Genomic DNA, 22294 nt, shown 5'->3' on the forward strand with positions numbered 1-22294 from the left:
AACGAAACCATGGCGTTCATCGAGATCAGCCGCCTCACCAAGCGGTTCGGCGCGTACACCGCGGTCAACGACGTCAGCCTGGCGGTCGAGGAGCAGAAATTCGTGACCCTGCTGGGCCCGTCCGGCTGCGGCAAGACCACGACGCTGCGCCTGCTTGCCGGTTTCCTGGAGCCGGACGAGGGCACCATCGCGGTGGGCGGCCGGATCCTGTCCCAGGCGCGCGACATCGTCCTGCCGGAGAACCGGCGGATGGGGATGGTGTTCCAGAACTATGCGGTCTGGCCGCATCTCTCCTTGTTCGACAATGTCGCGTTCGGGCTGCAGCTCAAGAAGCTGGCCAGGCGGGAGATCGACGAGCGGGTCCGCCAGGTCCTGTCGGTGGTCGGCCTGGAGGGGCTGGAGGACCGCTTTCCAAGCGAGCTCAGCGGCGGGCAGCAGCAGCGCGTGGCGCTGGCCCGCTCGCTGGTGGTGGAGCCGTCCATCCTGCTGCTCGACGAGCCGCTCTCCAACCTGGACGCCAAGCTGCGCGAGCACATGCGCACCGAGCTGAAGGCCCTGCAGCGGCGCACCGCGATCACCTTCGTCTACGTCACCCACGACCAGGCCGAGGCCATGGCGCTCTCCGACATGGTCGCGGTGTTCAACCGGGGCGAACTGCAGCAGCTGGGCACGCCCCGGGAGATCTACGACCGGCCGGCCAACCTGTTCGTCGCCGACTTCATGGGCTCGACCAACATGCTGGAAGGAAAGGTCGCCGAGCACGGCCCGGACGGGCTGCTCGTCCAGGCCGGACGGCTGACGCTGCGGGCGCAGCCAGGTCCCCGCGTGAACCCGTCCGGCCGGGTCACCCTGGTGGTGCGGCCGGAGGCGGTGCGGCTGGGCGAGGACGCGGTCCGCGACGCGGCCCCAGGAGCGGCCGACGGCGCGGCCAACCGGTTCGAGGCGACGATCACCGACGCGACCTTCCTGGGCAACCTGGTCGAGTACGTCGTCGACATCGCCGGGACCACGCTCAAGGCGCAGTGCCAGCCCCATCTCCACCACCCGGTCGGCTCCATTGTGCCGCTTTCGATCCCGGTCGCGGCCTGCACCGCCATGGCGACCGAAACCCCCGCCTGAACCCCGTCAGCCCGGCATACCGCCAGTCACTCAGGAAGCGATCATGAGGAAACCCAACGTCCTGGTCATCATGTCGGACGAGCACGGCCGCGGCATGTCCGGCGCCTATGGCAACCGCGTCATCCAAACACCCCATCTCGACCGGCTGGCCGAACAGGGCACCCTGTTCGAGAACGCCTACTGCAACTCGCCGATCTGCGTGCCGAGCCGCGCCAGCTTCGTCACCGGCCGTCATGTCCACGAGATCGGCACCTGGGACAACGCGATCCCCTATACCGGCACGCCCCGCTCCTTCGGCCACGAGATGCAGGATGGCGGCTATCGCTGCGACTCGATCGGCAAGCTGCATTTCCGCTCCAGCGAGGATCCCAACGGCTTTCAGAACGAGATCCTGCCGCTGCACGTGCTGGACGGGGAGGGCGACGTGCAGGGCATGCTGCGCAGCCCGCCCATGCCGCGCAAGAGCACCCAGGACCTGGCCGGCGACGCGGGCGAGGGCGATTCCACCTACCTGGACTATGACCGGCGGATCACCGAGCGCAGCGTGCAGTGGCTGGCGGAGGCGGCCGGCCAGCCGGAGCAGCCCTGGTGCCTGTACGTGTCGCTGGTCTGCCCGCATTTCCCGCTGGTGGCGCCGCCGGAGTTCTTCCGGATGTACCCGCTGGACAGCCTGCCGATGCCGGACCTGCGCGACCCGTCCGACTTCCCCGACCACCCGGTCCTGCGCAAGCTGCGCGAGGTCCAGGATTATGAGGACTATTTCCGCGACGAGACCCATGTCCGCACGGCGATCGCCGCCTATTACGGCATGGTGTCGTTCCTGGACGACAATATCGGCAAGATCCTGGCGGCGCTGGACGCTAATGGCCAGGCGGGCAACACCACCGTGGTCTACACCAGCGACCATGGCGACAATCTCGGCCGGCGGACCTTCTGGGGAAAGTCCAACATGTACGAGGAGGCCGCCGGGGTGCCGATGCTGATGCGGGGCCCGGGGGTCGAGGCGGGCAAAAGGGTGGCGACGCCGGTCTCGCTGGTCGACGTCCATGCCACCATCATGGACGTCACCGGGATCCGGCCGAAGGCGGACAAGGAACTGCCGGGCCGTTCGCTGCGGGCGATCGCGGAGGGCGCCGACCCGGACCGGACCGTGTTCAGCGAGTACCATGCGGTGGGGGCCATGACCGGCATGTTCATGGTCCGGTTCGGCCGCTTCAAGCTGGTTCATTACGAGGGCTACGCGCCGCAGCTGTTCGACCTGGAGGCCGATCCGGGCGAGACGAACGACCTGGCGGGTTCGCCTGAACATGCCGATGCGCTGGCCGAGGGCCAGCGGCGGCTGCGCGCGATCTGCGACCCGGCGGAGGTGACCAGGCGGGCGTTCGCCGACCAGCAGAAGCGGATCTTGGACCTGGGGGGCGAGGAGGCGATCCGCAACCGGCCCACCTATCCCTACACCCCCGCACCCGGGGAGGCGCCGCGCTACTCCTGATCCGGGGACCGGGGGGCGTAATGCTCCGCCCCCCGGGTCCTGCTCACTTCAGGAGGACCGGGCCGGCGTCGATCGGGATGCGGAACAGGCTGTAGGGCTTCTCGCGCAGGTCCTGGCCCTCGTGGAACTGGGCCTGGCGGTGCAGCTGGTTGGCGGTGACGTAGAGATGACCGTCGCCTGCCACCGACAGCGTGTCCGGCCAGAGCAGGCGCGGGTCGTGGACGAGCGTCTCCCAGGTGCCGTCCGGGTCGCGCCGGTGGATGGCGTTGTTCTCGTAGTCGGTGGCGTAGACGCGGCCCTGCGCATCCGATTCCAGGCCGTCGGAGGCGCCCTTCTCGCCCAGGTCGGTGACGGCCTGGGCCAGCGTTTCTTCGGAAGCCTGCCGGTCGCGCAGCAGGTCGGTCGGCACCGAGTAGAGGTGGCGGCTGGAGAGCGGGCTGTAATAAAGGGTGGCGCCATCGGCGGAGAGGGCGATGCCATCCGAGGCGACCCGGAAGGGCTGGGGCGGCTGGCCCGGCTGGCGGATCGCCAGGCGCTGGCCCTCGACCACCCCCACGAAATCCGGGTCGGGGCTGGTGGAGGGATGGCCGCTCAGCTTGCGCCAGGCTTCGCCGGTCTGGAGGTCGACCACGATGATGCCGCCCGGGCCGTTGGTCGAAGAATCGGTGATGTAGGCGATGCCGGCCTCGCCTTCGGTCAGGTCGAAGCGCACGTCGTTCAGGTAGGTCGTGTCCAGGACCACGTCGGGCGGCAGGACGATGGTCTGCGCCACCTGGTTGGTTGCCAGGTCGACCGCCACCAGCTTGGCGGCGCCGTCCAGGGGCTCGGCGAAGGACGGTGCCGCGGTGTCGAGCAGCCAGAGCCGGCCGGCCGGGCCCACCACCACGCTCTGCACGCTGCTCAGGGTCTCCGCCGGGCGATCCGGGTCGAAGACGTTGGTGGCGGCGTCGGGGAAGGGCCGGACCTCGCCGTCGCGCAGCTCGCCCACGGTGAACGGCACCGCGTCGCCCCAGCGCGGGAAGTTGACGAAGATCCGGCCGTCGGCCGCGACGGTGACGCCGGTCGGCATGGCGTCCCGGAAGGCGAAGACCGGCTCCAGCTGGCCGATGGCCTTCTCGGACGGCAGCGGTTCGGCCAGGGCCGGGGCGCCCAGCGGCGCCAGAAGGGTGCAGGCCAGCAGCAGGTGGCGCATGGCAGGGGTCCTCATCGCAGGCTCTTTGGCGGGGTCAACGGCCATGCAGGGCATGGGTTGCCCAGGCCGTCCCCGGGCCGCGTGCCCAGGGTGCCCGTTCGCCAACCAGACGATGATCGCCACCCAGCGCGCGCGGTTCTTGAACAGAACCCGCCTGGCATGAAGGCGCCGAGGCGGCGGCCGCGACAGCCGCCGCCCCGCAGGCCTGGACCTATTCGATCACCAGGCGGTCGGCGCTGTTCTTCCGGATGAAGTCCCAGTCATAGCTCACCCCCAGGCCCGGGCCGGTCGGGACCGGGAAGCAGCCGTCCTTGCCGACATCCTCGGGCTCGTCCGAGTAGCCGCAGGTATAGATCGGCGGCTTGGGGTTGCCGATCTTGGGCGCGCACAAGGCGAGCTCGTAATAGTTGGTGTTGCGCATCGCCGCCATGCAGTGGCGCTGGGTGGGGCCGGCGCCGTGCATCTCGGCATCCAGGCCGAACGCCTCGGCCAGGTGGACCATCTTCATGGCGCCGGTGATGCCCATGTCCAGGGTCGGGTTGACCCGGACATAGTCGGTGGCCTCGGCGGCGATCATGTCGGCCTTGGCCTCCAGCCCGCGGACATGCTCGCCCATCAGGATCGGGGTCTTCAGCATCTGGCGGAGCTTCTTGTGCGCATGGCGGGAATAGCCGCCGTCGCGATAGGGATCCTCGTACCAGAAGAACTTCGCCTCGTCGCAGGCGCGCCCGACATAGAGCGCATCGCCGAAGGTCTTGAGCTCGCAGGCCGGGTCCAGCATCAGGTCCATGCGGTCGCCGACCCGCTCGGCCACGTGCAGGACGTTGGCGGCCTCCTCGCGGCGGTCGGCGTCGGTCCAGCCATGGATCTTGAAGGCGCGGAAGCCCAGCTCGTAGCAATACTCGGCATAGTCGCCGAACGCTTCCTTGGAAGAGAGGCCGCCGTTGCGGTCGCCGTGGAAGGTGCTGGCATAGGTCGGCAGGCGCTCGCGGAAGCCGCCCAGCAGCCGGGAGACCGGCACGCCGTAGCGCTTGCCGGCCATGTCCCAAAGGGCGATGTCGAGATCGGCATAGCCCAGGCCCCAGGTCTTGCGCTGGGCGCGCTTGCAGTCGTCGTACATCTTCTCGCGGCTGTCGGCGTCGCGGCCGATCAGCATCTTGGCCAGGTACTTGGCCTGGGCGAGCAGGGTGGCGTCGTGGTTGATGTTGACCCACTCGCCGACGCAGCCCTCGCTGTCGGTGATCGTCACCGCGTAGCCGGTGCGGGTGATCCGGCCGCCGGGCGTGTAGGTGGCGTTCATGCTGTGGTCGACCGTCAATCCCTCGATCGGGAAGGTGAAGGTCTCGAACTCGATCCGCTGGATGGTCGGCACGTTCGGCAGGTCCTCAGGTTTTATCGGGAAAGGGTCAGCCCTTGACGGCGCCGGTGGTGAGCCCGCTCACCAGCACGCGCTGGATGAAGGCGAACAGGACGACGACGGGGATGATGCTGATGACGCCGCCGGCGGCGAGCATCCCCCAGGGCAGCTGGAATTCGCCGATCATCAGCTGCAGCCCGACCGGCCAGGTGCGCGAGCCCTGGCTGGTGGTGAGCATCAGGGCGAACAGGAACTCGTTCCACGCACCGATCGCCACGAACACGGTGGTGGCGACCAGGCCGTTGCGCGCCAGCGGCAGGACGATGCGGACCATGGCCCCCAGCCGGGTGCAGCCATCGATCCGCGCGGCCTCCTCCAAATCGTCGGGCAGGGCGTCGAAGAAGCCCTTCATGATCCAGACGAACAGCGGCAAGAGGAAGCTGGAATAGGCAAGCGCCAGGCCGAAGCTGCTGTCGAGCAGGCTGAGGGAGCGCATGATGATGAACAGCGGGATGATCTTCACCACGGCCGGGAACATCCGCACCACCAGCAGGCCCAGCAGCATCTGGTTGCGGCCGGGGAAGCGGAAGCGCGAGAAGGCGTAGGCGCCGAGGCTGCCGGCCACCAGGCAGATCGCGATGGTCATCAGCGTGGTCTTGGCGCTGTTGAACACCAGCACCGAGAAGCCCGACTGCCACCAGATGTTGGTGTAGTTGTCGAAGGTGATCTGGTCCGGCCAGTACTTGACCCCGAGGGCGGTGACGATCTCGTTCTCGGGCTTCACCGAGGTCAGCACCAGCCAGACCAGCGGCAGGGTGGTGAACAGGAGGAAGGCCAGGACTGTCGCATAGGTCACGATGGTCCAGGTGCGGCGCGACTTGCGCGAGCCGACGATCACGAGTTGGCCATGATGTTGGAGGCCCGCACGTAGAGGTAGCAGAACAGCATCAGCAGCAGCAGCATCACCACCGAGAGTGCTCCGGCATAGCCGAAGTCGAAGGCCCGGTACGCGGTCTGGAAGGCGTAGAGCGAGAGGACCATGGTGGTGTTGGCGGGACCGCCATTGGTCAGGATCAGCAGGAGGTCCGGCGAGTTCACGATTGAGATCACCCGCAGCACGACGGCGGCCACGATCACCATCTTCAGCATCGGCAGGGTGACGTGCCAGAACCGGCCGGCCACCGTGGCGCCGTCCACCGCGGCGGACTGGTGCAGTTCCTCCGGCACGCCTTTCAGCGCCGCCAGGAGCAAGAGGGTGAAGAACGGGAAGCCGTGCCAGGCCTCGACCACCACCGCGGCGCCGAGTGCCGTGGACGGATCGGCGAACCAGGCCTTGTAGCTCTCCAGCAGGCCGACCCGGACCAGGATGTCGTTGATCACCCCCAGGCGCGGATCCAGCATCAGCGCCCACATGTTGCCGGCCACGACGTTGGGCAGGAACCAGGGCAGCAGGATGATCACGCCCATCCAGCGCAGGCCCGGCAGGCGCTGGTTGAGCGCCAGCGCGCTGGCCAAGCCCAAGGACAGCTCCAGCGCGATGGCGAGCGTGGTGTAGGTGACGGTGTTCTTGACCGAGATCCAGAACGTGCCGTCCTGGAGGATCGCGGCGTAGTGCTTCAGCCCGACAAAGCCGGTGCCCAGGCCCGGCCGGGTCAGGCGCATCTCGCGGAAGCTGAGCGAGATCCCGTAGATGGTCGGGTAGATCACGATCAGCGCCACGATCACCACGCAGGGCAGCAACAGGAACCAGGCCCAGTGGCGGCTTTCGGAGAACTCCGCGATCCGGGTGAACGGGTTCAGCCGGTCGAGGGCGGGGGCGCCGCCGCCCGGCCCGCCCCGGTTCCAGTTGCGCGTGGCCATGATCCGCTCACACGCTGGCCAGCGCGGTGCGCTGGACATGATCCCAGTCGAAATCCTCGCCCAGGCCCGGCTGGTCGGAAACGGTCAGGTAGCCGTCCACCACCGAGAGCGCGCGCTGGTCGTCGAGCTGGTCGATCTGCCCGGTGCCCATGACCAGCTGCTCGTAATAGTCGTTGTTGCGCATGGCGGCGCAGATCTGCGCGTTGGGCAGGCCCATGCCATGCACCTGGCAGCGCATCCCGAAGCTGTCGGACAGGTGGGCGACCTTCATGGCGCCGGTGATGCCGCCCTTGAAGAACCAGCTGGTGCGGGTCATGTCGAGCGCGCCCATCTGGATCCAGGTCGCCATGTTCCAGTGGCAGCCGTCCGGGGTCTCCGCGGCCAGGACCGGCACGTCGAGCGCGTCGCACAGCTTCTTGTAGGAGCCCAGCTCGAACTCGCGCATCGGCTCCTCGTACCAGAGGAAGTTGCACTCCTCCATGACGCGGCCGAACTTGAGCGAGGTGACATAGTCCCAGCCGGCCGAGCCGTCGAACATCAGGTCGGCGTCGTCGCCGGTCCATTTGCGCAGGTTGCGCGAGAGCTTCGCGTCCTCCTTGGGATCGCCCCAGGCATGCAGCTTGAACGCGGTGAACCCCTTGTCCATGCAGTGTTTGATGTGGCGCTCGTACTCGTCCATCGTGTCCCAGGTGACCGTGGACGCATAGACCGGGACCTTGCGGTCGTTGCCGCCCAGCATCTGGTAGACCGGCATCCCGGCCTTCTTGCTCTTGATGTCCCACAGGATGCAGTCGAGGATCCCTAGGTGCCGCACCGGGATCTCCTCGACCCGGTCGATCTCCCAGACCAGCCACCACAGGCGCTCGGTGAGCAGCGGGTCCTGGCCGACCAGCGTCTTCAGGCGCCGCTCGACCAGGCTCATCACCGACGGGCCCTGCGGGACGCGCATCGCCCCGTAGATGCCCTCGTCGGTATCCACCCGGATGATCGCCTCCAGGGGCTTCTTGTCCAGGGCGGTGCCGTCGCCGGAGCCGGCCAGGCCCTTGCGCCAGGCGAACGGCCAGCGCGGGTGCTCGCCTTCGACCAGCCAGCAGCGGATGTCGGTGATCTTCATGGGTAGGTCCGGAAAAGAGATGCCTGGAACGGGACGAGGTTAACGAAGCCTCAGCTCTCCAGGCCCTGGATCATGGTGTCGACCGCCTGCTCCACGGTGGAGGAGCCGATCAGCACGCCCTGCATCGCCGGCAGGACGATGTTCTCGCGCCAGTGGTTGGAGCCGACGAAGCTGATCGGCGGCTGGCCGTTCGGCACGGTGTCGGCTGCGGCCTTGTAGATCGGGTTGTCCGCGATGCGCGGGTCCTCGGCGACCTTGGTGGATGCCGGGAAGTAGCCGGTCGCCTCCAGCATCGCGATCTCGGGATCCGCCTCGCCCCAGAACGTGATCCAGTCGAAGGCGGCATCGACCTGGGCGTCGCTCATCAGGCCGTTATAGGAGAAGGAGGTGCGGCGGTAGGACTCGACCGGGCCGGCCGGCACCTGGGCGGTCATGAACTCCTCGCCGGGCTTCAGCGCGGCGGAGATCTCGGCGAGCGAGCCGGTATGGTGCCAGATCATCCCGGTCTGGCCGGTGCGGAAGCCTTCCATGACCTGGCGGTAGCTGTCGCCGGTGACGCTGGGCGGCACCGCGTTGCGCTTGGTGGCGATGCCGGTGAAGTACCCGACCGCGTCGATCGCCGCCTGGCGGTCGATCACGCCGCGGCCGTCCTCGACCTTGATGGCGCCGAACTGCAAGAGCACCGCCAGCATGTAGTTGTCGCCGCCGGCCCCGCCGCGCATCCCGTAGCCGTAGCGGCCCTTGGACGGGTCGGTCAGCTTCTCGGCGATCTCGGCGAACTCCTCCATGGTCTTGGGCGGCCCGTCGATGCCGGCCTCCTCGAACCAGTCCTTCCGGTAATAGATCCAGTCGACGAAGGTGAAGGCGGGGGTGCCGTAGATCTTGCCGTCGCGGGTGATCGCGTCCCAGGCGGACGGGGTGAAGTCGCCCTTCAGCTTCCAGTCGTTTACCCGGTCGGTCAGGTCGACCAGCCCGTCCATGGCGACCAGGTCGTCGACCCGCTCGGCCTGGACCATCACCGTGTCGGGCCGGCTGCCGGTGAGCACCGCCGAGGTGACCTTGGCCATGAAGTCGTTGTTCGGGATGTTCTCCTGGACCACCGAAATCTCGGGGTGGCGCTCCTGGAACATCTGGATGACCCGCTCCAGCCCGGCGAACTCGCTCTGGCTGGTGAAGGAATGCCAGTAGGCGATGGTGGACGCGGCCAGCGCCGGGTTTCTCCGGGCGAGCAGCCCACCGGCGGCCATCGCCGTGGCGAGCATGAGCTGGCGGCGGTTCAAGCCTGGATCGAACCTCATCTTCGGCCTCCCTGCGGGGTCTGCGCCCCGTCGGCACGTTCTGGAGGCAGCGCATGGCGGCTGCCGGGCGAACCCCGGGCCGGCGGTGCGGCGCGCGATGGTCCAACCCCTCGTGCCTTTGATGATCCCTGATCGACGGGCCGGATGCTCGCACCACATCCGCCGTCTGACAATAGTTATTGTCACGACTGATCGGATCAGGTTGCATTGCTGAACATATCAACGGGTGCTGCCTGCGGAAAACCGGCTGCCGGATCCGGCGCGGGCGCGCTATAGCGGGCCCGGCGGAGGGCCGATGCGGCCGGCCGGGCCAGCCCTGCCGCCGATGCCGGGCGGGCCGTGCAGCGAGAGAGAAGCATGTCGTCGTCTGACCCGATCGAACCCGCCATCCAGGAGACCGAGAAGCGCGCGGCCAAGGTCGGCCAGCTGGCCTATGAACGCTTCAAGCAGATGCTGTTCGACCAGCGCATCCCCACCGGCGCCACCATGACCCAGGCCGAGCTGATGACGCTGATGGAGGTGCCGATCGGGCCGTTGCGCGAGGCGCTGCAGATCCTGGCGAGCGAAGGCCTGGTGACCATGCTGCCGCGCTCAGGGATCCGGATCGTGAAGCCGGACATCACGCTGATCCGCAACTGCTTCCAGCTGCGCCGGATCATCGAGTGCGAGGCGGTGCGCAAGTATGCCGACCACGCGGCCGCCACCGAGATCGAGCGCTGGCTGGCCCGCCACCAGGACGTGCTGGCGAGGACCGAGACGGTGAACGAGGACCTGATCGTCGAGGCGCACGGGCTGGACGTCGCGTTCCACACCGCCATGGTGAGCAGCCTGCGCAACCCGCTGATCGACGAGATCTATGCCCGGACCAAGGACCAGGTCCGGCTGATCCGCATGGACAATCTGTACCGGCTGTCCTGGGCGATGGTCGGCAAGACCATGAACGAGCATCTGCGGATCCTGGAGGCGGTGCGCCTGCGCGACGGCGATGCGTCGGTGCGGGCGATGGAGGACCATCTGAGCGCGTCGCTGCAGCGGGCGATGGGGATCTGAGCGGCCGAAACAGACCGGAGCCGGCCTGAACTGGAGCGTTTCCGCCCGGCGGCGGGCCGCGCTTGCTCGTGCCGGCGCGGAACTCCCGGCTGATACTTGGTCACGATATCAATACTGACAATGCACCGGCAAATAACAATAATGTATCCGGGAAATCTTTTATAAACAGTCAGCCGACAGAAATAGTGAAGTTACGTGGGTAAAGGTCGATGGAATCTGTCAAGATTGCTCATGAGAACTTGCCGAATGTCCAAGATTGCTCGATAGTGGAATGACGCTGATTAGCGTGTCGGCCAGGCCCCACCTGCCGGGGTCCGAGGCGGCCGATCAGGGAGATTCCACATGATCCGCAGCATTTTCCTCGCATCCCTCCTCGCCCTCGCGGTGAGCGGCGCCCAGGCCCGCGAGCCGTATGAGTGGAAGCGGCCCGACCCGCCCAAGCCCCCGCAGCGCAGCCTGTTCGTGGTCAAGCTCGACAGCTACCAGGAAGTGCCGGCCGTGGTGACCAAGGGCAGCGGCACCGCGACCCTGCGCATCCTGGGCCAGACGATCCAGTATGTCCTGGACTACCGGAACACCGAGAGCACGGTGAAGCAGGCGCACATCCATATCGGGCGCAAGGCCACCAATGGCGGGGTGTCCGCCTTCCTGTGCAGCAACCTCGGCAACGCCCCGGCCGGCACCCCGGCCTGCCCGAAAGCCGGCAAGGTCAGCGGCACGATCAAGCAGGTCGGCGGCCCGGCCGCCCAGGGCGTCGACAACATCGCCGAGCTGATCAAGGCGATCCGGGCCGGGGCGATCTACGTCAACGTGCACAGCGAGAAGTATCCGGCCGGCGAGATCCGCGGCGATCTCGGCCATGGCCACCATACCGGCCACCACTGAGCAGGGGCGCGCTTTCCGCTAGCTCCCGGGCCGGGCCCGTCCGGACAAAGAAAAGGCCCACGGCGATCGCCGTGGGCCCGAGGGGGGAGGAGAAGGATGCCGGCCGGTCGCGGCCGGCCCGGCCCTGCAGGTCAGCGCAGCTTGCCGACCACGATCAGGCTCTGGCTCCAGGTCACCAGCTCGTCCTTGCCGTCGTTGTTGACGTCGTACAGCAGCGGGAAGGCGACCCACCGGTCATAGATGTTGGAGGTGCTCTTCTCGGTGACCTTGCTGCCCTTCAGGTCCCAGTACCAGTTCTTGGACAGGATCCGCTTGCCGGCACCGTTATAGACCTCGCCGAACATCGACACGATCTCGTCGGTGCGGGCGTCGCCGTCCAGCTCGGCGTTCTGCAGCGGCAAGAGCCGGGCGCCGATCACCTTGACGATCTTGCCGCTGGCATCGAGCACATGGGTCTTGCCGCTGCTGGAGCCGCGCTCGGTGACGGTGATCGACAGGGGCTTGGGCGCGGGATCGAGCTGGGCGATGCCCAGTTCCTGCGGGTTGGGGATCAGCTTGGAGAAGCCCCACAGCCACTTGCAGTTGCTGGCGTCGAACGCGCCGCCGCCGGTCATGCCGACCGCCACCGCGGTGATGCGCGACGAGTTCGGATCGAGCTTGGCCACCCGGATCGCGTCGACATGGTCGGTGGAGGTCCAGCCCTTCAGCGTGCAGCGGATCTTGCCGTTGAAGTCCAAGGCGTACTTGCCGACGAAGAAATACTCCTGATAGCCGTCATTGTTGGCATCGACGCCCGCAGTGACGTGGCCGGCATGGCAGGTGTCGGTCTTCCACAGCTCCTTCAGGCTGGTATCGAACGCGGCCACCTGGGTCCAGTTGTCGACCCAGTTCTTGCCGTTGCACTTGGCGCTGCCGCCCGGCTGCTGGTGCGCCACCAGCACGATCGGCTTCTTGGTGGCCTGCTGCCGGTAGACCGAGATCAGGCACAAGGACGCAGCACCGTTGCTCTGGCCGCTCAGGTTGATGGTCTTGATCGCCTTGCCGGTCTTGCCGTCGCGGGCGACCAGCTGCTTGGTGGAGCCCGACTGCCAGCAATGCAGCACGTCGTCGATCTTGTCGCCGTTCAGGTCGAGGATCGCCGCGGAGTCGCGATGGGTGTAGGCTTCGGAGCCCAGGGTGCGGCCAGTGCTGTTGGTGACCTGCCAGATCTTGTTCCCGCCGCTGCCGTAGAGACGCATGATCCGATGGCCGTTCCAGTGCAGGAACTCGGAGGTGCCGTTCTTATTGTAGTCGAGCGGGAGGACGCTGGAATAGACGTTGGTGATCGGGTTGCCGTCGAGGTTGATCTTGTTGAGGACGTCGACGCCGAGGGAGGACTTGCCGGACGCCGAGGAGCCGGCCTTGGCGGTGGGCACGTATTCCATGCCGCGGGCGGGGGCGCGGTGCAGGAGGACCCGGTCCTTCAGGCTGAGCGGCACGACGCTGCTGCTGCCGCCCGTGTTGCCGCCGGTGCTGCCGCCGGTGCTGCCGCCATCGTTCGGCGTGCCGGAGCCGGAGCCGAACATGGCCTCCACCGCGGCCGCATAGGCGGCGACGTAGGCGTCGGTGACATTCATCTTGACGAGGTAGGCGGCGTACTGCTCGGCCTTGAACGGATCGGTCTTCGCCTGCTCGCGCATGACCGTCATGTTGTAGCGCCAGCCGCTGGTGTCGATCACCGCGTTGCCCAGGATCGGGTCGGGGACGAAGCCGCTGCCCGATTCGGCCGAGGAGCCGCCGTTGAACTTGGCGTCCACCGCCGCGGCATAGGCGACGATGTACTCGTCGGTGACGTTCATCTTGTCGAGATAGTAGGCGTACTGCTCGGCCTTGAACGGATCGGTCTTGGCCTGCTCGCGCATGACCGTCATGTTGTAGCGCCAGCCGCTGGTGTCGATCACGACATTGCCCAGGCTGACCGCCCCCCAGGCCGCAGTCGGACCGACCATCAAGCTGACGGACAGGCCAAGAAACAGGGCAGCAGAAATTGCCGCGCAATTGCCACGCTTCATGATCCCCCCACGGATCCATCAGAAACACCCAAGGCAAGGGCAGCCGAATTCCCAGCGAGGCACCGACGGGCCTGGCGATCTGATCGGATCCAGCGTTATTCGCCCTTCAAGATTTCCGGATATTTTGAAGATATCGCGGAAATCCCGTTACGAGGCCCTAGATGATCGGGGCGGGGGTGAGAATGGCGAGGTATCTCAAGATGCATAAGGTGAAGTGATTTTCATGATTCCGGAAAAAACACATTCATCATCTGGATGGATGTTAAATTTCTCAACCCATTGCGCAATCGGGTGTTTTAGCTTTCCGGAAAGAGATCATTCAAAGCGAGAAAGACTATAGTATTACCAGTAACAGGTGAGATGTTCTGCCACAGTTACAAGCGCAGCCGAACATGACCCAGCCGCCGGCAAGCAACCTAAAGGTGTCCGCGGCAACGTTTGTTCGCTCGGGAGGATGAATAGGCCGCGCTGGCGGGGCTCAGGCACCCGCCGGGCTGTCGGCCCGCTCGTGCTGGCGGCGCCACATCTGCGCGTACAACCCGCCATGGGCCAAAAGGCGGGCATGGCTGCCGCGCTCGATCACCTTTCCGTGCTCCAGCACCAGGATCTCGTCGGCATCCACCACGGTGGAGAGGCGGTGGGCGATCACCAGCGTGGTGCGGCCGCGCGCCACCCGCTGCAGGCCGTCCTGCAGCGCCTGCTCGGTGCGGCTGTCCAGGGCCGAGGTCGCCTCATCCAGGATCAGGATCGGCGGGTCCTTCAGCATCACCCGCGCCATGGCGACCCGCTGCTTCTCGCCGCCCGACAGCTTCAGGCCGCGCTCGCCGACCACGGTGTCGTAGCCCTCGGGCAGAGCCTGGATGAAGTCGTGGATCTGCGCGGTGCGCGCCGCCCCCACGATGTCCGCCTCCGGCGCGTCCGGCCGGGCATAGGCGATGTTGCTGCGCACCGTGTCGTTGAACAGCACGGTGTCCTGCGGCACCACCCCGATCGCCTGGCGCAGGGAGTGCTGGCGGACCGTGCGCACGTCCTGACCGTCGATCCGGATCGCGCCGGAGGTCACGTCGTAGAAGCGGAACAGGAGGCGGACCACCGTCGACTTGCCGGCCCCGGACGGTCCCACGATCGCCAGCTTCTTGCCGGGCGGGATGGTGAAGGACAGATCGTCCAGGATCGGCCGGCGCGGGTCGTAGGCGAAGCTGACATGCTCGAAGCGCACCTCGCCGCCGGCATGGTCGGCATGGCTGGCCAGCTTCAGAGGCTGGGCATCCGGGGCGTCGGCGACCTCGGGGCGCAGGCCGGACAGGCCGGCCAGGTTCTCCAGGTCGGTCGTCGACTGCTTGAGCTCGCGGTAGAGCACGCCCAGGAAGTTCAGCGGCAGATAGAGCTGCAGGATGAAGGCGTTGATCAGCACCACGTCGCCGACCGTGGCCTCGCCGGCGACCACGCGGGAGGCGGACAGCGCCATCAGCGCGGTGACGCCCACCGCGATGATCGCGGCCTGGCCGGTGTTCAGGATCGAGAGCGAGGTCTGCGAGCGGACCGCGGCGTCCTCGTACTGCGCCATCGCGGCGTCGAGCCGGCGGGTCTCGTGCTCCTCGGCGGTGAACGCCTTGACCATCTCGTAGTTGATCAGCCCGTCCACCGCCTGGCCGGCGAACAGGTTGTCCAGCCGGTTCATCTCGCGCCGGTACTTGGTCCGCCAGTTGGTGGTCCAGATGGTGAAGACGGCGTAGAGGCTGATGGTCAAGAAGACCGTGAACGCCCAGGTCCAGGGATAGAGCTTGAGCAGGATGCCCAGCACCAGGACCAGCTCGACGATCACCGGCACCATCGAGAACAGGGCGGTGGTCAGCAGGAAGCTGATCGCCTTGACGCCGCGCTCGACCGAGCGGCCGAGCTCGCCGGTGCGCCGCTCCAGGTGGTAGCGCAGCGACAGGTCGAACAGATGGCGGTAGACGCCGATCGCGACCCGCCGGCCGGCCCGCTCGCCGACCCGGGCGAAGATCGCGCCGCGCAGCTCCTGGAGCAGGGCGGCGCCGAGCCTGGCGGCGCCGTAGGCCAAGAGCGCCGCCAGCGGCAGGGTCACCAGCAGGTCGTCGGGCAGGCTCAGCGCATCGACGATGCGCTTGAGGAAGAACGGCACCTGGATGTTGAGGAGCTTGGCGGCGACCATCACGATCGTCGCCAGCACCACCCGGGTGCGCAGCCCCGGCTCGTTCTTCGGCCAGAGGTAGGGCAGGACGAAGGCCGTCAGGCGCTTCAGTTCGGCCATGGCCGGCCGCTTCTCGATCCGCTCGCTCATCCGGTCCCCGTCGCCCGACACGGCCCGGGAACAGGCCGACAATCTCGACAGGACCGGTGGTTACGCCCGGATCTGGAGCGGGTCCAGGGAAAGTCCGGCTTCAGCCGAGGTCGAGCTGCACCGCGACCGGCTGGTGGTCGGACAGATCGCCCTCCAGGATCGTGCAGGAACGGACCAGCGGCACGAGGCCGGCGGTGACCAGCACGTAGTCCAGCCGGCGCGGGTTAACCGCCGGGTCGTCCCACCAGGTCAGTCCCTCGTCCTCGGCATGGCCGGTGAGCGTCCAGCTGTCGGCGAACCCGTCCAGATGGGCGACCCGGCCGAAATAGCTGTCCCTGGCGCCGACCAGGCGGGTGTAGGCGTCCTCGGTGTGGACCATGTTGAAGTCGCCGACCAGGACCATGTCGGCGGGCACCGGCGGCGCGTCGATCTCCTCGCCCCACCAATGGTCGTCGCTCGCCCGGGCCCCATGGCTGACGCCGCCGGAAAGCTGCCCCTCGCGGAACAGGCGCAACAGCGCCTCGGCCTGCTCCAGGCGCAGGTCGGGCTGGGCATGGTCCAGATGGGTCGAGCAGAAGCGCAGGTGCCGGCCGGACGGGAGCTGGAGGATCGTGTCCAGGGCGATGCGGGCGCTGGTGGGGATGCCGATGGCGGCGCGGCGCGGCAGGCTGACCGGGTTGGCGGTCAGGATCGGAAAGCGGGAAAACACCGCGTTGCCGAACTGGCGGCGCACGGCGCCCTTCGGCCCCGGCCCGTGCTGCTTGAGGATGTCGGTGGCGGGCGCATAGACATGGTAGTGGTCGGGCAGGAGCTCGGCCAGGCGGGCGACCTGGTCGACCTCGCCGGTCCGGCGCCAGCAGCGGTCGACCTCCTGCAGCCCGATGACGTCGAACGAGCGGAGCAGATCGGCCTGGCGCTCCAGGTCGACGCGGTCGTCGCGGCCGCGTCCGTACTGGATGTTCCAGGTGACGAGCGAGATCATGCGGTGGGGTCCAGCGTGAAGAGTTCCTGGGGGCGGGTGACGCCGCGCAGGGCGTAGCGCCCCAAGGAGACGAAACGGTGACGCTCCGGCCCCGCCGCCGCGGCGAACGCCTCGCTCAGGATCACCGGCTGGTCCAGCCCGCGCGACATCGCCGCGATCCGCGCGGCCTGATTGACCGCCTGGCCCAGGACGGTGAAGTCCATCCGGGTGGTGCTGCCGAAATTGCCGTAGAGCAGCTCGCCGTGGTGCAGGGCGATGTAGACCCCGGTGGTGGGGGCCGAGCGCGCCCGGCGCTGGTCGTTCAGCCCCGATACCGCCAGGCGGACGCCCCGGACCGCCTCCAGCGCCCGGGCGGCGCCGTCGCCTTCCTGGAACACCGCCAGGATGCCGTCGCCGGTGAACTTCAGGACGTTGCCGCCATGGCGGGCCAGCTCGTCGGCGACGGTGGCGGCATAGTCGTTGAGCAGGGCCAGCACGCCCTTGGGCGGCTTCTCGTCGGTGATCTTGGTGAAGTCGGCCAGGTCGGAATACCAGATCACCGCCTCGATCGGGTCGGCGCGGCCGCGCACCACGTTGCCGTCCAGCACCTTCTGGGCGGCGTCGGTGCCCAGATACACGCCCAGCAGGCCGCGCGCGGTGGCCACGGCGGCGTTGGCCTGGATGATCAGGATCAGAAGATGCGCCAGGCGCTGCAGGCCCTTGGCGGTGGGCTCGTCGATCTTGAACCGGCCGCCATGGGCGAACGAGACATAGACGTCGTTCTCGGCGGTGATCCGCAAGGCGCCGCCGACCCGCTCCACGAACAGAAGATATTCGGCGGCCCCTTCCTCGCGCATGTCGGCCAGGATCGGGAAGCGGGCGACCATGCGGTCGTCGTCCACGGGCAGCTGCAGCGAGCGCCCGCTGTTCTCGATCAGATGGAGGATCGGGCTCTTCAGCCAGTCGTCGCTGTCCCAGTTCTCGCGGCGCTCCAGGACCCGGGGGACCACGCCGCTGTCCGGCCGCCACAGCCAGCCCATGGCCTCGATGGTCGGGTGCAGCAATTCGCCGCCGGCGGCCAGGCGGAGGATCGGCAGGCCGATCCCGGTCAGGCGCTCCGCCACCAGGGTGATGAACGCGCCCGGATCGGGGAAGTCGGAGGCGCGGGCCAAAAGGTCGTCGCACAAGGCGGCGATCGCCTCGGCGCAGTCCGGGCACTGGTCAGAAGGAGGCGCGGCCATGCAGCTCCACCCCGGTGAGCAGGGACAGGAGGTGGGCGGAACCCAGCACGATCCCGATCACGCCGACCCCCAGCCAGAACAAGGGCGGCACGAGCGGCGCCGGGGCCAGGCCCACCGGCCGGCGGTCCTGCCAGATCCCGACTCCGGCGAAGGTGAGCGAGGCGACGAGCCAGGCGATGGTCCAGGGCAGGGTCATGCGGGGCAGGCTCGCTTGGGAGGTGGCGCCGGCGAATCGGGCGGGAATGCATGTGCGCCTTCCTCCCGCCCGGTTCAACACCCGCCGGCTGCCGGGGGGCTCAGGGAACCACCAGCACCTTCACCTCGCCCGGCGCCGGCGGCGCGCCGATGACGGAAGGGGCCTCGTCCAGGCCGACCTGCCGCGTGACCAGCCGGTCCAGCTCGATGGCGCCGGACGCCACCAGCAGGGCAGCGCGGCGGTGGACGAACGGGTTGATGAACGAGCCCAGCACCCGCAGCTCGCGGAACAGGATGTCAAACGGCTCGATCTCGACCTTGGCCCCCTGCGGCATCACGCCCAGGATCACCACGGTGCCGCCGGCCTTGGCCAGCCGGGTCGACTGCTGGACGGTCTCGGCGACGCCGGCGCACTCGATCACCACGTCGACCCCGCCCGGCGCCAGGCCCTCTGGCCCGGCGACCTGCTCCACCACGTCGGCGGCGGTGGGATCGACGCTGTCGGTGGCGCCGATCTCCAATGCCAGCTGGCGGCGGGACTGCTGGCGGGTGGAGAGGATGACGCGGGCTGCACCTGCCAGCCGCGCCAGCTGCACCACCAGCAGGCCGATCACGCCGCCGCCCAGCACCACCACCGAGGCGCCCGGGCGGATCTGCGCGACCTCGATTCCGTGCAGGCAGCAGGCCAGCGGCTCGCAGAACGCGCCATGTTCGGGCTTCACCTGGGGCGGCAGCTCGACCGCCTGCTTTTGCGGCACGATCACGTACTCGGCCAGGCCGCCGTCGCGATGGATGCCGATCGCCTGGAGGTTGCGGCACAGATTGACCCGGCCGTCCTGGCATTGCGGGCAGCGGCCGCAGGCGATGTTCGGGTCGCCGGTGATCCTGGCCCCGACCTCGAAGCCCTGCACGGCGCTGCCGCGCGCCTCGACGATGCCGCAGAACTCGTGGCCGAGCGTGGTGTTGGGGGTGGAGGGGAACTCGCCGTGCAGGAGGTGGCGGTCGGTGCCGCAGATGCCGCAGGCTTCCACCCGGACCAGGAGGTCGTCCGGGCCGGGGGTGGGCTTCGGCACCTCGCGGACGAACAGGTTGCCGATGGATTCCAGCCGTACGGCCTTCATGAGCCATTTCCTTTATTCTCGGGCGTCCGCCGGCTTCCTCGGCCGGCGGGCGGTCCGCCGTCAACCGCGCAGCCCGGGCGGTCGGTCGCCGGGAAGAGAGACCGCGCTTGAAGAAGGCCGGTGGAGGCAGGGCGGCCACGCCGATCACGAAGCCTGTTGCGAGGGATGGTCGACATCCCGTGCCTGCGGGGCGATCCGCCACGGCTGATCGTTCTACCTCCCACCGGAAGGTTCGTCGCGCGCTTCGGGCGTGCCAGGGTCAGGGCACAGAAAGAGGGATTTCCCGATGATGCGCTTGCTTGCCGCGATGACCGTCCTGTCTGTGTCGCCGGCCCATGCCCGGGCGGAAACCTATGCGGCGGACGTCTGGGCCGACAACTGGTTCGAGATGCGGATCAACGGCGCGAAGGTCGCCGAGGACAGTGTGCCGATCACGACCGAGCGATCGTTCAATGCCGAGAGCTTCCAGTTCCAGGCGGAGCGGCCCTTCGTCGTCGGCCTGGTCGCGAAGGACTTCAAGGAGAACGATACCGGGCTCGAATATATCGGCACGCGGCGGCAGCAGATGGGAGACGGCGGCGTCATCGTGCAGATCAGGGACGCATCGGGCGAGACCGTCGCAGTCAGCGATGCGGCCTGGCAGTGCCTCGTCATCCACACCGCCCCCATGGACAAGGCCTGCGAACGCGCGCCCCACCCGGTGGCCGCCGAAGGAGCCTGCATGTTCGAGGCCGCCGAAGAGCCGGCCGGCTGGGACCAGGCCGGGTTCGACGCGTCGGACTGGCCGCAGGCCACGGTCCATTCCGAGCGCGAGGTGAGCCCCAAGGACGGCTATGACGACATCCGGTGGTCCGCCGCCGCGAAGCTGATATGGGGGCCGGACCTGGAGCAGGACAACACGATCCTCTGCCGGTTCACGGTCGAGTGAGCCCTGCCGGTGCGACGGCCACACCCCGCTGTGCACCGGCAGGGTGGAAGGGCTGCTGCGAGTTCGCCACCCGAACGGCCACGCGGGGTGGGGAAGCCCATCCGGGTCGATGTTCTTTGCTGAACGGGTCAGGGTCCCAGCACAGTGCATCGTGCCGACCGCGCCGCTGGCGTCGATGGCGAAGGCGTCCGGTCGCTCGGCCTCCCTTTGCGGACAGGACCTAGACCAGCGAGGCGATGTCCGAGCCGGCCGAGGGATAGGCGCTGTGGAAGCCCTGCAGCTGCTCGGCAGTCAGGCCGGCATGGACGGCCAGCGAGAACAGGTTGATCAGCTCGCTGCTCTCCGGCCCCAGGAGATGGGCGCCGACGATCCGGCCGCTGTTCCGGTCGACCAGCACCTTGCCGGCGGCATGGCTCTCGCGCACCCGCTTGACCGTGAACCATTCGCGCATGTCGGTGAACTTCACCTCCACGTCCAGGCCCTGCTCCCTTGCCTCCTCCTCGAGCAGGCCGACCCTGGCCAGGGCGGGCAGGCTGAACACGACGCTGGGGACGCCGCGATAGTCCGGCCTGGAATGATTGCCCTCCAGGAGGTTGGCGGCCACCGCCTTGGCCTCCAGGGCGGCCACCGGGGTGAGCGGCGGCCCGTCGGTCGCGGCCACGTCGCCCGCGGCATAGACGGCGGGGTTGGAGACGCTCTGCAGGTACTCGTTGACCAGGATGCCCTTCCTGCCAGCCTGCACCCCGGCCTTGTCCAGGTCGAGCTCGTCGATGTTCGGGACCCGGCCAGCACCATGCACCACCAGGTCGGCGTCGAAATGGCGGGTCTCGCCGTTCACCTTGGCGCGCACCCGCAAGCCGTCGCCCTGGCGCTCGATCGCCTCGACCTCGGCCCGGTCCTGCAGGTCGATGCCCGTGTGGCGGGAGCGTTCGGCCAGCATGTCGACCAGGTCCGGGTCGAAGCCGCTCAACGGGCGCGGGCCGCGGTTCAGCACGGTCACCGCCGCATCCGAGTGCGCCGCCATGTGGGCGAACTCGAAGGAGATGTAGCCGCCGCCGATGAACAGGACCCGGGGCGGCAGCGATTCCAGCTCCAGGAAGTCGTCGCTGACGATCGCGAGCTCGGCGCCGGGGATGGCGAGGGGGCGCGGCTTCATGCCGGTGGCCAGCACGACGTGGCGGGCCTGCAGCTCCCGGCCGTCCACTGCCAGGCTGGTGCCGCCGGTGAAGCGGGCCATGCCGTGCAGGGTGGCGATGCCGGCGTCGGCGAACTGCTTCTCGCGCTGCTCCGGCACCGGGTCGGTGAAGCTGCGCTTGTGGGCCTGCATCCCCGCCCAGTCCAGGTGCAGCCCGTCCGGCGCCACGCCCCGCCCTTTCATCCGCCAGGCCGCGTCGATCACCTCGGGGGAGCGGCGCAGCATCTTCTTGGGGTCGCAGCCGCGCAGCTGGCAGGTGCCGCCATAGGGGCGGGCATCCACGATCGCCACCGACCATCCCTTGCCGGCGCAGGTGGAGGCCACGGTCCCCGCGGCGACGCCGGTGCCGATCACCACCAGATCGTACTGCTTCATGGGTCGGGGTCCTCCCTTGGCCAATCAGAAGTAACCCCGGGGACGAGCCGGCGTTCCGTCCGGCCGGTCAGTAGCGGTGCTGCTGGATGAACGTCGCCGCGCTGCCGTCGGCCGGGTCGACGAAGATCACGTCGGACGGGTCGCGGCGCGGGGTGTCGATCGAGAAGAACACCAGCGGGCCCTCGGTGATCTCCGGCAGGGCGTGGACGGTGTTGCGCTGAAAGAACAGGAGGTGGCCGGGGCCGAACGCGCCGCCCTGGTCGGGGCTGCCGATCCAGAAGGTGCCCCGGCCGGACAGGACCAGGAGATGCTCGTCGCACCCCGCATGGTAATGGGGCGGGGTCGGCCGGTAGACGCGGAAGACCCGGGCGCTGGCGCTGGACTGGTCGGTCAGGTAGCGGTCCAGCAGCAGGGTCTCGGCGCTGTCCGGAAAGGAGCGGGCGATCTCGTTCAGGTCGAAGCGGCCGGATCCGGCAGCGGGCTGGTTCTGGTCCATGGCGCTACTCTCCATCTAGGGGGTGCCGGCCGATCTGGTCCGGCGACCGTGGGGCAGGG

The 22294-nt window shown here is 68.2% G+C and carries 19 protein-coding genes; 5 read left to right on the top strand and 14 right to left on the bottom strand.

Translation table 11 applies throughout. From position 1 onward, the window contains the following. The first annotated feature begins 9 nt into the window (after positions 1-9). Entirely contained in the window at positions 10-1119 is a 1110-nt protein-coding gene (locus GEMRO_RS0114690) for an ABC transporter ATP-binding protein (protein WP_027134592.1), read from the top strand. Positions 1120-1162: 43 nt separating this feature from the next. Beyond that, positions 1163-2611 (top strand): sulfatase-like hydrolase/transferase, encoded by a 1449-nt coding sequence (locus GEMRO_RS0114695; RefSeq protein WP_035485363.1) that lies wholly within the window; start codon positions 1163-1165, stop codon positions 2609-2611. Positions 2612-2654: 43 nt separating this feature from the next. Here GEMRO_RS0114695 and GEMRO_RS0114700 read toward each other — a convergent pair whose 3' ends face one another. From GEMRO_RS0114700 to GEMRO_RS0114725, 6 genes are all read right to left on the bottom strand, one after another. Next, complete coding sequence (locus tag GEMRO_RS0114700; RefSeq protein WP_027134594.1) at positions 2655-3818, bottom strand: L-dopachrome tautomerase-related protein; 1164 nt, start codon at positions 3816-3818, stop codon at positions 2655-2657. A gap of 196 nt (positions 3819-4014) precedes the next feature. After that, positions 4015-5175 (bottom strand): enolase C-terminal domain-like protein, encoded by a 1161-nt coding sequence (locus GEMRO_RS0114705; RefSeq protein ID WP_027134595.1) that lies wholly within the window; start codon positions 5173-5175, stop codon positions 4015-4017. A gap of 34 nt (positions 5176-5209) precedes the next feature. Then, on the bottom strand, positions 5210-6058 hold the full coding sequence (locus tag GEMRO_RS0114710; protein ID WP_027134596.1) for a carbohydrate ABC transporter permease: 849 nt from the start codon (positions 6056-6058) through the stop codon (positions 5210-5212). Next, the gene (locus GEMRO_RS0114715; RefSeq protein ID WP_051329090.1) at positions 6055-7020 is read right to left on the bottom strand and encodes a carbohydrate ABC transporter permease; all 966 of its coding nucleotides are present in this window, start codon (positions 7018-7020) and stop codon (positions 6055-6057) included. The genes GEMRO_RS0114710 and GEMRO_RS0114715 overlap by 4 nt, the downstream gene beginning before the upstream one ends. Before the next feature lie 7 nt (positions 7021-7027). Then, positions 7028-8134 carry an enolase C-terminal domain-like protein gene (locus GEMRO_RS29840; protein WP_051329091.1) on the bottom strand — a complete coding sequence of 369 codons (1107 nt, stop codon included), beginning with the start codon at positions 8132-8134 and terminating at the stop codon, positions 7028-7030. Between the two features lie 50 nt (positions 8135-8184). Continuing rightward, the gene (locus GEMRO_RS0114725) at positions 8185-9432 is read right to left on the bottom strand and encodes an extracellular solute-binding protein (protein ID WP_035485366.1); all 1248 of its coding nucleotides are present in this window, start codon (positions 9430-9432) and stop codon (positions 8185-8187) included. 357 nt (positions 9433-9789) lie between these two features. Here GEMRO_RS0114725 and GEMRO_RS0114730 point away from each other — a divergent pair, with 357 nt between their 5' ends. Both GEMRO_RS0114730 and GEMRO_RS0114735 read left to right on the top strand, forming a co-directional pair. After that, complete coding sequence (locus tag GEMRO_RS0114730; RefSeq protein ID WP_051329092.1) at positions 9790-10482, top strand: GntR family transcriptional regulator; 693 nt, start codon at positions 9790-9792, stop codon at positions 10480-10482. Positions 10483-10824: 342 nt separating this feature from the next. Further along, positions 10825-11367, top strand: coding sequence for a CHRD domain-containing protein (locus GEMRO_RS0114735; protein ID WP_027134600.1), 543 nt, complete (start codon positions 10825-10827; stop codon positions 11365-11367). A gap of 131 nt (positions 11368-11498) precedes the next feature. Here the strand turns inward: GEMRO_RS0114735 and GEMRO_RS0114740 are convergent, their stop codons facing one another. The 6 genes from GEMRO_RS0114740 to GEMRO_RS0114765 form a co-directional block, all read right to left on the bottom strand. Next, positions 11499-13418, bottom strand: a complete 1920-nt coding sequence (locus GEMRO_RS0114740; protein ID WP_027134601.1) for a hypothetical protein — start codon at positions 13416-13418, stop codon at positions 11499-11501. 478 nt (positions 13419-13896) lie between these two features. After that, a complete protein-coding gene (locus GEMRO_RS0114745) occupies positions 13897-15723 on the bottom strand; it encodes an ABCB family ABC transporter ATP-binding protein/permease (protein ID WP_027134602.1) in 1827 nt (608 codons plus the stop codon). A gap of 100 nt (positions 15724-15823) precedes the next feature. Continuing rightward, positions 15824-16705, bottom strand: coding sequence for an endonuclease/exonuclease/phosphatase family protein (locus GEMRO_RS0114750; RefSeq protein ID WP_027134603.1), 882 nt, complete (start codon positions 16703-16705; stop codon positions 15824-15826). Beyond that, positions 16702-17925, bottom strand: coding sequence for an adenylate/guanylate cyclase domain-containing protein (locus GEMRO_RS32760; protein ID WP_084506999.1), 1224 nt, complete (start codon positions 17923-17925; stop codon positions 16702-16704). The genes GEMRO_RS0114750 and GEMRO_RS32760 overlap by 4 nt, the downstream gene beginning before the upstream one ends. After that, positions 17906-18121 carry a hypothetical protein gene (locus GEMRO_RS0114760; RefSeq protein ID WP_027134604.1) on the bottom strand — a complete coding sequence of 72 codons (216 nt, stop codon included), beginning with the start codon at positions 18119-18121 and terminating at the stop codon, positions 17906-17908. Before GEMRO_RS0114760 ends, GEMRO_RS32760 begins: the two co-directional genes overlap by 20 nt. Positions 18122-18221: 100 nt before the next feature. Next, on the bottom strand, positions 18222-19241 hold the full coding sequence (locus tag GEMRO_RS0114765) for a zinc-dependent alcohol dehydrogenase family protein (protein ID WP_027134605.1): 1020 nt from the start codon (positions 19239-19241) through the stop codon (positions 18222-18224). A 286-nt stretch (positions 19242-19527) separates the two neighbouring features. Between GEMRO_RS0114765 and GEMRO_RS0114770 the strand changes: the two genes are divergently transcribed. Continuing rightward, complete coding sequence (locus tag GEMRO_RS0114770; RefSeq protein ID WP_027134606.1) at positions 19528-20169, top strand: PEBP family protein; 642 nt, start codon at positions 19528-19530, stop codon at positions 20167-20169. Between the two features lie 220 nt (positions 20170-20389). Here GEMRO_RS0114770 and GEMRO_RS0114775 read toward each other — a convergent pair whose 3' ends face one another. Next, positions 20390-21739, bottom strand: a complete 1350-nt coding sequence (locus tag GEMRO_RS0114775) for a dihydrolipoyl dehydrogenase family protein (RefSeq protein ID WP_027134607.1) — start codon at positions 21737-21739, stop codon at positions 20390-20392. Positions 21740-21806: 67 nt separating this feature from the next. After that, the gene (locus GEMRO_RS0114780; RefSeq protein ID WP_027134608.1) at positions 21807-22235 is read right to left on the bottom strand and encodes a cupin domain-containing protein; all 429 of its coding nucleotides are present in this window, start codon (positions 22233-22235) and stop codon (positions 21807-21809) included. Positions 22236-22294 lie beyond the last annotated feature (59 nt).

The organism is Geminicoccus roseus DSM 18922, assembly GCF_000427665.1.
Taxonomy (GTDB): domain Bacteria; phylum Pseudomonadota; class Alphaproteobacteria; order Geminicoccales; family Geminicoccaceae; genus Geminicoccus; species Geminicoccus roseus.

What these genes read in the sequence shown, in the direction of transcription:
- GEMRO_RS0114750 (WP_027134603.1), bottom strand. Translation starts at nt 16,705, where the DNA reads ATGATCTCGCTCGTCACCTGGAACATCCAGTACGGACGCGGCCGCGAC.
- GEMRO_RS0114730 (WP_051329092.1), top strand. Translation starts at nt 9,790, where the DNA reads ATGTCGTCGTCTGACCCGATCGAACCCGCCATCCAGGAGACCGAGAAG.
- GEMRO_RS0114695 (WP_035485363.1), top strand. Translation starts at nt 1,163, where the DNA reads ATGAGGAAACCCAACGTCCTGGTCATCATGTCGGACGAGCACGGCCGC.
- GEMRO_RS0114745 (WP_027134602.1), bottom strand. Translation starts at nt 15,723, where the DNA reads ATGAGCGAGCGGATCGAGAAGCGGCCGGCCATGGCCGAACTGAAGCGC.
- GEMRO_RS0114780 (WP_027134608.1), bottom strand. Translation starts at nt 22,235, where the DNA reads ATGGACCAGAACCAGCCCGCTGCCGGATCCGGCCGCTTCGACCTGAAC.
- GEMRO_RS0114770 (WP_027134606.1), top strand. Translation starts at nt 19,528, where the DNA reads ATGATGCGCTTGCTTGCCGCGATGACCGTCCTGTCTGTGTCGCCGGCC.
- GEMRO_RS32760 (WP_084506999.1), bottom strand. Translation starts at nt 17,925, where the DNA reads ATGGCCGCGCCTCCTTCTGACCAGTGCCCGGACTGCGCCGAGGCGATC.
- GEMRO_RS0114715 (WP_051329090.1), bottom strand. Translation starts at nt 7,020, where the DNA reads ATGGCCACGCGCAACTGGAACCGGGGCGGGCCGGGCGGCGGCGCCCCC.
- GEMRO_RS0114765 (WP_027134605.1), bottom strand. Translation starts at nt 19,241, where the DNA reads ATGAAGGCCGTACGGCTGGAATCCATCGGCAACCTGTTCGTCCGCGAG.
- GEMRO_RS0114700 (WP_027134594.1), bottom strand. Translation starts at nt 3,818, where the DNA reads ATGAGGACCCCTGCCATGCGCCACCTGCTGCTGGCCTGCACCCTTCTG.
- GEMRO_RS0114740 (WP_027134601.1), bottom strand. Translation starts at nt 13,418, where the DNA reads ATGAAGCGTGGCAATTGCGCGGCAATTTCTGCTGCCCTGTTTCTTGGC.
- GEMRO_RS0114725 (WP_035485366.1), bottom strand. Translation starts at nt 9,432, where the DNA reads ATGAGGTTCGATCCAGGCTTGAACCGCCGCCAGCTCATGCTCGCCACG.
- GEMRO_RS0114775 (WP_027134607.1), bottom strand. Translation starts at nt 21,739, where the DNA reads ATGAAGCAGTACGATCTGGTGGTGATCGGCACCGGCGTCGCCGCGGGG.
- GEMRO_RS0114690 (WP_027134592.1), top strand. Translation starts at nt 10, where the DNA reads ATGGCGTTCATCGAGATCAGCCGCCTCACCAAGCGGTTCGGCGCGTAC.
- GEMRO_RS0114735 (WP_027134600.1), top strand. Translation starts at nt 10,825, where the DNA reads ATGATCCGCAGCATTTTCCTCGCATCCCTCCTCGCCCTCGCGGTGAGC.
- GEMRO_RS29840 (WP_051329091.1), bottom strand. Translation starts at nt 8,134, where the DNA reads ATGAAGATCACCGACATCCGCTGCTGGCTGGTCGAAGGCGAGCACCCG.
- GEMRO_RS0114760 (WP_027134604.1), bottom strand. Translation starts at nt 18,121, where the DNA reads ATGACCCTGCCCTGGACCATCGCCTGGCTCGTCGCCTCGCTCACCTTC.